This is a genomic window from Algoriphagus pacificus (assembly GCF_017254845.1).
Taxonomy (GTDB): Bacteria; Bacteroidota; Bacteroidia; order Cytophagales; family Cyclobacteriaceae; genus Algoriphagus; species Algoriphagus pacificus.
In genome coordinates this window covers 67,685-79,448 of record NZ_JAFKCU010000006.1, presented here as the reverse complement: position 1 = coordinate 79,448, position 11,764 = coordinate 67,685, and the positions used below count along the sequence as shown (strand labels likewise).

The window sequence follows — 11,764 nt, the reverse complement described above, 5'->3', positions numbered from 1 at the left end:
TTTAATCAATCTATGGACACAATTAAAATTTTAATCATAGGATTAGGTTCAATTGGAACCAGGCATTTTAACAACCTTAAAACGCTGGGATACAAAAATATCGTTTTAGTAAGTTCTAAAAGTACTTATCCTGAAGCATGGGAAGGTTGTGAAGTTTTTCAAACTTTAGAATTAGCTCTTGAAAAATCAGATTATTCCCATGCATTCATTTGCTCTCCCACAGCTTTCCATGTTAGCCAGTTGAAGCAATTGGTGGCAGCAAAAATCCCTAAGATCTATCTGGAAAAACCCATTAGCCATAACTTGGAGGACTTAAGTCAGTTTTTGGATTGCAAAAACATGGGGATAGAAATAAAAGTTGGATTTGACCTTCATTTTGATCCAGGGCTTTTAAAAGTTAAAGAACTCCTAGAAGAAAAATGTATTGGTGAAATTTATACAGCAAATGCATTTGTAGGTCAATTCCTGCCCGACTGGAGGCCCTATGAAGACCACAGAAAAGGCATGAGTGCATCTATTGAAAGGGGAGGAGGAGTGATGCTGGATTTGATCCATGAATTTGATTACCTATTATGGCTTTTAGGAAAAGCAAGTTTTGTTGCTGCATGCTATCAAGAAAATCCAAAACTCGAAATTGAAACCGAGGATGTTGCCGATGTTTTGATCAAGTTTTATTCTGGGGCTACTGGTACGATACATCTCGATTATCACCAAAGAGTATTGATTAGAAACTGCATATTTACTGGATCTTTGGGTACAATCACTTGGGATCTGGCTAAGCGTAAAGTCATTTGGATAAATGATGCTAAAGAGGTAGCGGAATTTGATTTTTCGGGTTTTGAAAGAAATGACAGATACCTACAAATTGCTGAGGCTTTTATGCAGGAGAAATCAGATGATAGAATTTGTACCTTTGAGCAAGGCCTGGAAAGTCTACAGCTGGTGGTGGCATCCAAAAAATCAAGCCAGACTAATACATTCATAAAAATCGCTCATTATTCATGATTTTAGCAACCATTTGCTGTAGGGGAGGATCCAAAGGGGTCCCAAGTAAAAACATAAGACTCTTGCAAGGAATCCCTTTAATCGGACACACAATCCTACAAGCTCAAAAAAGTGAAAAGATTGATGATTTGATTATTTCAACCGACTCCTTGGAAATTGCCGAGACTGCAAAAAAATTCGGAGCGAAGGTTCCTTTTTTGAGACCCGATGATTTGGCAACTGATACTGCAAGTAAATGGCCGGTTTTTATTCATGCCTTGGAGTTTTATGAAAAAGAATTCGGGCAAGAGGTGGAATATCTTGTAGATTTAGATGTCACTGTTCCTTTAAAGGAATCTTTTGATATAGATGCAGCTATAGATCTAGCTTTGTCAAGGAAAGACGTAGATGTGGTGATAACAGGTTATGAACCCGAACGGAACCCTTATTTTAATATGATGGAAATATCAGAAGAGGGAAATGCTGAAATTGTCAAAAAATCACCAAAGCCAATTGTGAGAAGACAAGATGCTCCTGTCGTTTACAGTCTCAGCCCAGCTGCCTATGTTGTGAAAAAGTCAGCCTTATATAATTTTGAGCATTGGTCTAAGGCAAAATGTCTGATCAGTCCCATGCCCAGAGATAGAGCAATTGACATAGATACAGAAATTGACTTTTCATTAGTAGAGTTTATTCTTTCAAGGAAAAAAAACGGGTAAATCCCGATTGAAAATTATATAGAATTCAAAATACCAAATCCTATTTTATGAGTGAAAAATCAACGCTATTTGACCTGACTGATAAGGTTGCGATTATTACCGGAGGTGGAGGCCTTTTGGGAGCAGAGCATGCAATAGCATTAATGGATCAAGGTGCCAAAGTCGTATTGGCTGACAAAAACACTGAAGCATGTCAGAAAGCAGTAGCAATTCTTGCCGAAAGTGGATACAAGCAGGTTTTTTCAGCTAGCTGCGATGTTACCTCAAAGGAAAGTTGGGAGAATTTACTTAGCCAAACTTTGGCCGACTTCGGTAGAGTAGATATTCTTATCAATAATGCTGGATTTACAAATCAGAGCAAATCCAAAAACTATGATGCCACCTTCGAGAATTTCCCATTGGAAGACTGGAATAACATCATGAATGTAAATCTAACTGGGACCTTCCTTGGCTGCCAAGTAGTAGGAAAGCATCTTTTAGAACAGGGAAAAGGTTCTATTATCAATATCGCCTCTTTGTATGGTGTAGTTAGTCCTAACCATAAGATCTACCCGGGAACCGGTATTTCTCAGCCTGTTGCTTATTCTGTTAGCAAACATGGCGTGGTTGCCTTGACTAAATACCTTGCAACGCTTTGGGCGGAAAAAGGAGTGAGAGTCAATTCCTTGACTCCAGGAGGAATTTTTAATGGACATCAAGGATTGTTTCTTGAAAGATTTGAGCAATTAAACCCTATTGGCAGAATGAGTGATAAGACTGAGCTCAGAGGAGGGATTGTATACCTGGCTTCTGATGCAAGTAGTCATGTGGTAGGACATAATTTAATAATTGATGGTGGCTGGACTGCCTGGTAATAAACATTAGAAATGAAGAAACCTTCTTTTAAAATAAAAAACAGGGAAATCGGTTACGATTTCCCCCCTTTAGTGATTGCAGAAATAGGAATTAACCATGAAGGCTCATTGAAAGTAGCCAAAGAAATGGTTGATGCTGCTCACCGAGCAGGAGCTGAAATGGTCAAGCACCAAACGCATATTGTGGAAGATGAAATGTCCAGCTCGGCAAAGTCTACGATTCCTGGAAATGCGGATGTGAGCATTTATGAAATCATGGAAAGGTGCGCTTTAAATGAAGCCGATGAGAAGGAATTGATGGACTATGTGGAAAGTAAAGGGATGATTTTTATCAGTACTCCATTTAGTAGAGCCGCTGCTGACAGGCTGATTAAATGGGATGTTCCTGCCTTCAAAATTGGTTCTGGTGAGTGTAACAATTACCCATTATTACATCATATAGCTTCATTTGGGAAGCCAATAATCATGAGCACAGGAATGAATACAATTGAAAGTATTCAAAAAGCAGTGGCGATTTTAAAAGAACATGGAGTCCCTTATGCGCTTTTACATACCACTAACTTGTACCCTACACCTAATCACCTGGTTCGTTTGGGGGCTATGGTGGAGATACAAGAGGCTTTTCCTGATGCTGTAGTGGGCCTAAGTGATCATACCCTGACTAATCATGCCTGTTTTGGTGCAGTGGCTTTGGGAGCTTCCATTTTGGAGAGACATTTTACGGATCATATGCAGCGTACAGGGCCAGATATTATCTGTTCAATGGACGAGACTGAATGTAAAAATTTGATCGAGGGAGCAAATATGCTTCAATTACAAAGAGGAGGAAGAAAAGGTCCAGCTGATGAGGAAAAAGTAACCATCGACTTTGCTTTTGCCACTATTTGTACCATCAAACCAATCAAAAAAGGAGAAGCTTTTACCAAAGAAAACATTTGGGTGAAAAGACCTGGTAAAGGAGGAATTCTAGCAGAGCATTATGATGAAGTACTCGGTAAAACAGCTAGTAAGGATATTGATAACGACATTCAAGTAATCTGGGACCACATTGATTAAGAAAATTGTTTTTTTGACAGGGACCAGAGCTGATTTTGGAAAGCTAAAATCCCTTATTGAAATAACTAGAAAGGACTCGTTTTTTGAAGTTCATATTTTCGTTACAGGTATGCACATGCTCAAAGAGTATGGCTATACTCTCATAGAGGTAGAGAAGTGTGGATATTCCAATATCCATACCTTCGTCAATCATACCCATGAAACCACAATGGATCTGAGCCTTGCAAAAACCATCCAGGGATTCAGTGAATTGATCAACAAAATCAAACCTGATCTGATTGTGGTCCATGGAGATAGGATAGAAGCTATGGCAGGAGCCATCGTTGGTGCTTTAAATAACATTACAGTCGCCCATATCGAAGGGGGAGAAGTGTCAGGTACCATTGATGAATTAATCCGACATTCAGTTTCCAAAATGAGCCATACCCATTTTGTGTCTAACCAGCAAGCAAAAAACAGGTTGATCCAAATGGGCGAATTGCCTGAATCCATATTTGTAATTGGTTCTCCTGATGTAGATCTGATGCTATCCGAGAATCTTCCGGATATAAAGAAAGTGAAGAGCTATTATGACATCGAATTTGAGGATTACGGGATTGCAATGTTTCATCCGGTAACTACCGAATTTGACTCAATGGATACCTATGCCGCAGAATTTGTGGATGCCCTGTTGGAGTCGGATCAGAAATTTGTGGTCATCTATCCCAACAATGACCTGGGTTCGGCCTCAATCCTCAATGCTTACCAAAGACTGTTGGGGGATTCTAGATTTAAAATCTTCCCTTCCATCCGTTTTGAATATTTTTTGACCTTATTGAAAAATGCCAAGCTAATGGTAGGCAATTCCAGCGCGGGAATCAGGGAAGCTCCTTACTATGGGATTCCCGTAGTCAATATCGGCACAAGACAGCAGAACAGAGCCATGCATGCAGATATAATCAACTGCGGTTACTCCTCAGCAGAGATTCGGGAAGCTATTGAAAAATGCAAGGGTTTATCTTTTGAAAAAGAGGACCTTTTTGGTGAAGGGAAAAGTGATATTTTATTTTTAGAATCATTGAAATCAGCTGATTTCTGGGAAGTGGACCGACAAAAAAGATTTATTGATTTGAGTATCGGTTGATCGCCTTAAACGAAGACAAATTGAAGGAAAATTCAAATGAACCGACAGTTTCTGTTGTTATCAGAAACAAAAATGAAAAACCCATTCTTGCCTTCCTCTTAAAGGTATTGCGGGAACGGTATCAATCCCAAATCCTTGAAATCATAGTCATTGACAACTTGTCTACTGATGGAAGTCAGGAAATGGCTGAAAAGATGGGAGCTAGGGTAGTCACAATAAAAGATTTTTCATACGGTAAAAGTGCTAATCTGGCAATGGAATCCAGTTCTGGGGATCTAGTAACTATAATGTCAGCACATAGCTACCCCGTTAGTCATGATTTTTTCACCATCATCAAACAGCAATTTATTGGAAGAGATGATTTAGCAGGTGTAAGATGCCTACACTTCCACGGAGATTATAGAAAGTACCTGAATGGGACCACTTGGAGAGAAGATCTCAATGGCTGTGGACTAACTTTTGCCTGCTCCGTGGTCAATAAAAAGATGTGGTTGGAAGAAAAATTCGTTGATGATATCCAACAATGTGAAGATAAGGAATGGACCAAACGAATGGTAGCAAAGGGATATACTGTGGAGTTTACCCCTGCAATCTATTGTTATGAAATTCGAAGAACAAGAAAACAACTGTTTACAAGATTTAAGAATGACATAATTATCAATTACCAGCTTTGGGGGGAGGATATGAATTTCTCAGGAGTTATAAGGAAATTCGCCGCCACTAATTTTTATTTGGTGAAAGATTTTTTTGTTGAATTTTATTATAACTTCAAAAGAACTTTTTGGCTATTTTCTTTTGTGTCAAATAAGCCTAAAAAGAAATATTAATAATGTAAACTTTTGAAAAAAACACCCCCTTGATTCTCTCGATAAAACAATATTTAACCAAGAACCTATCTTTCAAAGAGCTTTATAAACTGAGAGGAAAAATAAATGACCTAAAATCAATCCCTCATAGATCTGATTTGAATAAGTTGGGAGAAATCCATGGGACTGATAAGATAATCGGACATTTCTATACCCAGCATTATCAAAAGCATTTCGCTCCATATAGAAACAAAAAAATCAAGCTTTTGGAGATTGGGGTAGGAGGTTATGATGACCCGCAATTAGGTGCAAACTCCCTGAGGATGTGGAAAAATTATTTCCATCGAGGACAAGTTTATTCACTGGATATCCATGATAAAAGCCTTTTACAGGAAGATCGAGTCAGGATATTTCATGGCAGTCAGGTGGATTTTGAATTCCTGGGCAACATGATGCAGGAGGTGGGAAATCCAGATATAATTATTGATGACGGAAGCCATATCAATGAGCATGTCATAGAAACATTCAAGTTCCTGTTTCCTTATCTAAAAGAAGGAGGGATTTACGTGATCGAAGATATGCAAACATCATATTGGGAGAGTTTTGGAGGAGATTCCTCAGACCTTAAAAATCCCAATACAATGATGAATTTCTTTAAGTCATTGACAGATAGTCTTAACCATAAGGAGTTCCTTTTAAAAGGTTACCAGCCAAGCTATTATGATAAGAAAATCATTTCAATGCATTTTTACCATAATATGCTCTTCATTTATAAAGGGGAGAATAATGAGGAATCAAATATCCTGGTGAATAATGAGAAGCTTTAATAGAACTAAGTAAAAAATTCATAATTAAAAAAGGCCCGATTTGTATCAAATCGGGCCTTTTTTATTACCAAGGTTTTTCTAAATCCTCAGGTTTATACTTCTTGTTAACCGTCACAAATGCTGTATCACCTGGCTTTTTTATCTGTAGTGTATCTTTCTTGCCCGAAAGGTTTGCAAAAAATGCAATAGGGGTGAGAAACAGATAAAAGATCAGTCCCAATAATATATTCGGTACGATTAAACTCAAGATATGAGTCAGTTTAAACCAAACCCATTCTATTTTTTGACTTAGGAAAGTTGATAAAATCCCGATTGACCCAATTGAAAGTGAGATAATAAGGAATGCATTATGCTTGAAAACCAAGTATAAAATCAAGAAGCCTACCGTTATTACCAATACGGTTTGGGTGGGATTACTTTTAGGAGATGCCATTAGCTGTAAAGATTAAAATAAGGTATAGATAAATGGTGCCAATGCACTACCTCCTCCAAAAATGATCAGTACGCCCAACAATAAAAGAATGAAAATCACCGGTGCCAACCAGAATTTCTTTCTTTCCTTCATAAATGCCCAAATATCTTTTAGAAAATCCATCTTAATTATTGAAATATGTTAATTGTATTTTTTCTGAAATCAAATCAGTGCTCAATTCAATTCCGCCCTTATTGAAATGGCAGTCATCATAGAAATAAGCGTTTGTTTTTGGAATTAATTTTTCCAAATCTAACAACTCTACAGAATCTTTTGAAGAAACCTGAATGATTGATTCATTTAATTCACTAAGCTGATTGGCCAATTTGTCCTCTGGGTACCTTTTGTTTCCAATACCAACCATCCAGTGCCAATCGGATAAGTTGTTTTCAGCCTGACTGTTCCAAGTGTAAGTTTGGGTTAATAAAAGTAGATCTATCCCCTGTATTTTGCAGATACCGATGAAACTGTCGATGTTCCTTTCATAGATGGAAATATCGATGGGAGGTAGACTGGATTCCAAAGGCAAGGCTTGTACTTCTTTTACCTTGTCTTTGTAATTGGTTGTAAGGAATATGGCCTTTCTAGCATTTTCCTCTTCGGGATTTAAGACATTTATCAACCTCCTCATTACCTGAAAATTGCTCAGGAAGAATTTCAAATCCACAACCCAACTTCTTTGAGGGGCATCATTTTTAACTGGATAATGTAAATAATCATATCCTGCGGCCAACCTGTTCAAGTCATTGATCCCTGGAAACAACACAATCAAATCCGGCTGCAAATGTATTAGCCTTTGCCCAAGCATTGCCAGATGGTCAGGAGTAGCATCCCCGGATTTCCCAGCATTATAAACTTTAATTGTCTTAGTGGGAACCTCCTTTTGTAGTTTCTCTTGGATCTGTCTTTCAAAACCAAGTGCATCGTCAATAAAAAGATTCTCTGTTGTACTTCCTCCAACCATAAAAACCCTATACTCATTTGCTGGTTTCGGGTTAATCAAAGAATCTCCTCTAAATCCCATATTATTTGTCGTAAAAGTGACACTGGAATCCATTAGAGGCAAATCAGATTCTATTTCAAATGTATAGGAAGCTTTTTTAGGAAATTGAGATTCTATATACTGGTAATTAATGGCTTGTGCGTTTTTATAACTCGCAAACGGATCAGGTACAGGAGCAACTTTCCATAGCGCAATTTCTATGATGACCAGCATGATCAAGAGCATAGGAACTGTGATGGTGAAAAAAGATTTGATATCGTTTTTTGAGATCAATCCCATAGTTAGTCCATTTTAAACGCTACCATCCATTTTTCTTTGTTTTCCCAATCCGGCTGTTCGGTCTTAATAAATACATATTCATTAATAACCAATACATCCATTTCAGTACTCATAAAACAACGATAGGCATCATGAGGGGTGCATACAATAGGCTCTCCTCTTACATTGAAGCTGGTATTTACAACTAAGCCGTAGCTGGTTTGACGCTGAAATTCCTTTATTAAGTTATAATATCTTGGATTTGTGTTTTCATGAACCGTCTGAATCCTCGCAGAAAAATCTAAGTGGGTTACCGATTGAATATCACTTCTTTCCTGATAAAGTCTCTCCCATAATCCCATTTCATTGTAATTCGCTGGCAAGGGTTTTCTTCTGGATTCTTTTACCGGAGAAACCAATAACATATAAGGGGATGGTTCATCCAAATCAAAATAAGTTGAAACTTCTTCTGCTAAAACTGAAGGAGCGAATGGCCTGAAGCCTTCTCTATACTTGATTTTCAGGTTTAATTTCTTCTGCATTTCAGGGTTTCTTGCATCTCCTAAAATACTTCTGTTTCCCAAAGCTCTTGGCCCGAATTCCATTCTACCCTGGAACCAGCCTACTACCATTCCCTCGGAAAGCTTTTCCGCTACAAGAGAATACATTTTATCCAGATCCTCGTATTTAGTGTAGTTGGCTTTTACTTTTCTACACATTAATTCCACTTCCTTATTGGAATAAGAAGGACCTAAATAGGATCCATCCATGGAATCTGGCTGATCTGCTTTTACCCTGGCTTGCTCAAAAGCAATATAGTTTGCTGCCAAGGCTGCACCAAGTGCTCCCCCTGCATCTCCTGCAGCAGGTTGGATATATAGGTTTTTAAAAATCCCTGATTTTTGAAGTTTACCGTTGGCTACACAGTTGAGCGCAACTCCACCTGCCATCACCAAATTATCGGAATTTGTTAGCTTTTTGGTTTCTTGAGCCATTTTGAGCACGATTTCCTCAGTTACTCTTTGAATTGCCAAAGCAAGATTACAGTGAATTTGCTTTAACTCACTTTCAGCTCCTCTTCTTTCGATTCCAAACAGCTCTTTCCATTTGTTGTCCTTGACCATCCTTAGTCCGGTAGCATAATTGAAATAATCCTGGTTCAACCAGATCGAACCGTCTTGGTAGATTTCAACCAAATGCTTTTTAATCAACTCCTCAAATTTTGAAGTCTCCTCCGAATCCGGATGGCCATAAGGTGCCAGACCCATTAGTTTATACTCTCCGGAATTCACTGTGAAGCCCAAGAAATAGGTAAATGCGCTGTATAGCAGGCCAACTGAATGGGGGAAATTCAATTCTTTCAGAATTTCGATAGAGCTCCCTTTTCCATGACCAATAATTGCTGTACTCCATTCCCCAACACCATCAATTGTCAAAATTGCAGCATCTTCATAAGGAGAAGGGTAATAGGCACTTGCAGCATGAGAAAGATGATGCTCCGGAAAGAGCATGTTCAGTCTTTTTGAATCATATTCCTCAACCTCTTTTAAGCCTTCCCGGATTAATTTTTTAAGGAACATCTTTTCATTCAACCAAACCGGCATTGCCTTGGCAAATGAAATAAAACCCTTAGGAGAGAATTTATAATAAGTCTCCAATAACCTTTCGAATTTTAACAGAGGCTTGTCATAAAAAACAACCGCATCTAATTCGTCTATACTAAAGCCAGATTCCTCCAGGCAGTATTTGACAGCATTTTTAGGAAAGTCAGGTGTATGTTTATCTCTAGTAAATCGCTCTTCTTGAGCTGCTGCTATAATCTTCCCGTTTTCACAGATAGCTGCAGCAGAATCATGGTAAAAAGCAGAGATTCCAAGGATTTTAATGGACTTGTTTTGCATGAATTGAAAATTTCCTATGAGGATCAGGCTTTTGAATTATTCATTAGGGTCAATTGCTCTATGGTATCAATCGTAAACCATTTTTCAGGAAATACAGATGAACAGAATAACTCCTGCTGCTCGATTAACCGACTCCAAACCTCTCCAAAATCCTCTGCCGGATCCATGAGCTTGTTGATTTTACTGGGGTTGATGATCTGGATTCCTGAACAATAGGATTCGGCAGGATTATTTCTATCCAATTTGATGACGTGGTTGTTTTCATGATGGATATAATCCCCGACCAAGCCAGGAATCGGAAGCACAGGGACTACCATGCAGGCTGGATTGTTCAGACGCTTGTATTCTGCAAGCAAAGAATCAATTTTCAAGTCGGTTACATTATCCGAGGTAAGGACCAAAACCGGCTCATCTAATTTGGACATCAATGTGTTGAAAATCCACCATGAGTTTCCTTTCCCTTCAGTACTAAAAACAGAGTGCACTCCCAATTCAATAACATGCTTGGCAAGTTCTGCACCTTTGTATCCTACCGTAATATGGACATTAGCTATCTGCGGAATCAGTTTTTTAATTCCATTTGCTATCAAAGTAGATCCCCATAAAGGGGCCATGGGTTTGGGTATCACATTAGTAAGAGGGGCCATTCGGGTGCCCCTTCCTGCTGCCATGATTAGTGCATGGTTGATCTTATCCATTTTTATTGCTCTTCAATCGGAGGATTGTTGATTATATCCAAAATTTCCTCTCTTGTCAATCGATCTGTATTTGCCGAAGACAATCCAAAAGAGATAGGATTGGCTACCTTCTCATTAAAGGAAATCAAATAGTGCTTTATTCCATCAAAATTTAACTCCTGAGTGTAGGCAAGTTCTAGGTCACCGATTAAAAATTCATCATCTCTTTCTCCTGGTCTACCTTCGATTTTTTCCCACTTTCCTCCTTTATCCTCAATCCAGGTCTGCAGAATATCCTGCATTTGAGCAGCTTTCATGTGGCGGGACAAAACTTTTCCTTTCACCTGATCTATGTTTTCCATAGCAGTGATAACCAGTTTGACCGCTTCATCTACAGAAAAGAAGAATCTTCTCATTTCCGGACCGGTAGTTCCAATCACTCCCGTTTCTTCCAACATCTTTTTCCAAATGGTCAACACAGACCCAGTGGACCAAGCCACATTGCCATATCTAACAGCAGTGAATTTGGTAGCTGATTTGCCGTCCATTGCGCAGAAAATTCTTTCCATAACACTCTTGGACATGCCATATATATTGCGGACAGGAGGAGCTGCTTTATCTGTAGAAATACCCACAACTACCGGGATTTCTCTTTCCACTGCCACCCTCGCCACATTTTGAGATCCCAATACATTCACATCAACACATTCCATAGGGTATTTTTCTGCCAAATCCACAAATTTTGTAGCTGCAGCATGAATGACGATATCAGGTTTGAATTCAACAAATACATCTCTCACTGATTCAATGTTGCTGATATCAAGAGGGGCAACCTCACAACCTGTATATTTTGATGCAAAAAGATTCTGCTTATTGTTTCTACCGGTTAAGACTACTCGATAATCCTTTTTAAGCTTTAAAGCGAGGTTTCTACCCAAAAATCCGGTTCCCCCGGTAATTAAAATTGTCTTCATCCTATGAATTAAATTGAATTTTATGACCGCAAATCTAATTAATCATATTTTGTTTCCATTTTTTTTCCACTAAATATTATGAATTGTAATTTTTGATTAAATATTCCTTC

13 protein-coding genes are annotated in these 11,764 nt (G+C 38.4%); 7 read left to right on the top strand and 6 right to left on the bottom strand.

Features of this window, described 5'->3' with window-relative positions; all coding sequences use genetic code 11:
* The first annotated feature begins 12 nt into the window (after positions 1-12).
* From J0A69_RS19110 to J0A69_RS19080, 7 genes are read left to right on the top strand one after another with little or no spacing between them, the layout of a single operon-like run.
* Positions 13-1,005: a Gfo/Idh/MocA family protein gene (locus J0A69_RS19110; RefSeq protein ID WP_206588226.1), complete on the top strand. Its 993-nt coding sequence runs from the start codon at positions 13-15 to the stop codon at positions 1,003-1,005.
* A complete protein-coding gene (locus tag J0A69_RS19105) occupies positions 1,002-1,703 on the top strand; it encodes an acylneuraminate cytidylyltransferase family protein (protein WP_206588225.1) in 702 nt (233 codons plus the stop codon). The genes J0A69_RS19110 and J0A69_RS19105 overlap by 4 nt, the downstream gene beginning before the upstream one ends.
* 47 nt (positions 1,704-1,750) lie before the next feature.
* Positions 1,751-2,557, top strand: coding sequence for an SDR family oxidoreductase (locus J0A69_RS19100; RefSeq protein ID WP_206588224.1), 807 nt, complete (start codon positions 1,751-1,753; stop codon positions 2,555-2,557).
* Positions 2,558-2,569: 12 nt separating this feature from the next.
* Entirely contained in the window at positions 2,570-3,613 is a 1,044-nt protein-coding gene (locus tag J0A69_RS19095; protein WP_206588223.1) for an N-acetylneuraminate synthase family protein, read from the top strand.
* On the top strand, positions 3,606-4,736 hold the full coding sequence (neuC, locus tag J0A69_RS19090; RefSeq protein WP_206588222.1) for a UDP-N-acetylglucosamine 2-epimerase: 1,131 nt from the start codon (positions 3,606-3,608) through the stop codon (positions 4,734-4,736). The genes J0A69_RS19095 and neuC overlap by 8 nt, the downstream gene beginning before the upstream one ends.
* A gap of 20 nt (positions 4,737-4,756) precedes the next feature.
* Entirely contained in the window at positions 4,757-5,563 is an 807-nt protein-coding gene (locus tag J0A69_RS19085; protein ID WP_206588221.1) for a glycosyltransferase, read from the top strand.
* Between the two features lie 29 nt (positions 5,564-5,592).
* The gene (locus J0A69_RS19080; RefSeq protein WP_206588220.1) at positions 5,593-6,369 is read left to right on the top strand and encodes a class I SAM-dependent methyltransferase; all 777 of its coding nucleotides are present in this window, start codon (positions 5,593-5,595) and stop codon (positions 6,367-6,369) included.
* A 64-nt stretch (positions 6,370-6,433) separates the two neighbouring features.
* On the opposite strand, the gene J0A69_RS19075 is transcribed toward J0A69_RS19080, so the two are convergent.
* The 6 genes from J0A69_RS19075 to J0A69_RS19050 are packed head-to-tail and all read right to left on the bottom strand — an operon-like array spanning position 6,434 to position 11,654.
* The gene (locus J0A69_RS19075) at positions 6,434-6,802 is read right to left on the bottom strand and encodes a hypothetical protein (protein ID WP_206588219.1); all 369 of its coding nucleotides are present in this window, start codon (positions 6,800-6,802) and stop codon (positions 6,434-6,436) included.
* Positions 6,803-6,814: 12 nt separating this feature from the next.
* A complete protein-coding gene (locus J0A69_RS19070) occupies positions 6,815-6,964 on the bottom strand; it encodes a DUF5989 family protein (protein ID WP_170124584.1) in 150 nt (49 codons plus the stop codon).
* Between the two features lies 1 nt (position 6,965).
* Positions 6,966-8,123: an SGNH/GDSL hydrolase family protein gene (locus J0A69_RS19065; protein WP_206588218.1), complete on the bottom strand. Its 1,158-nt coding sequence runs from the start codon at positions 8,121-8,123 to the stop codon at positions 6,966-6,968.
* 2 nt (positions 8,124-8,125) lie between these two features.
* Complete coding sequence (locus tag J0A69_RS19060; RefSeq protein WP_236033014.1) at positions 8,126-10,003, bottom strand: carbamoyltransferase family protein; 1,878 nt, start codon at positions 10,001-10,003, stop codon at positions 8,126-8,128.
* 23 nt (positions 10,004-10,026) lie between these two features.
* Positions 10,027-10,701, bottom strand: coding sequence for a nucleotidyltransferase family protein (locus tag J0A69_RS19055; RefSeq protein ID WP_206588217.1), 675 nt, complete (start codon positions 10,699-10,701; stop codon positions 10,027-10,029).
* 2 nt (positions 10,702-10,703) lie between these two features.
* Positions 10,704-11,654, bottom strand: a complete 951-nt coding sequence (locus J0A69_RS19050; RefSeq protein WP_206588216.1) for a polysaccharide biosynthesis protein — start codon at positions 11,652-11,654, stop codon at positions 10,704-10,706.
* Positions 11,655-11,764 lie beyond the last annotated feature (110 nt).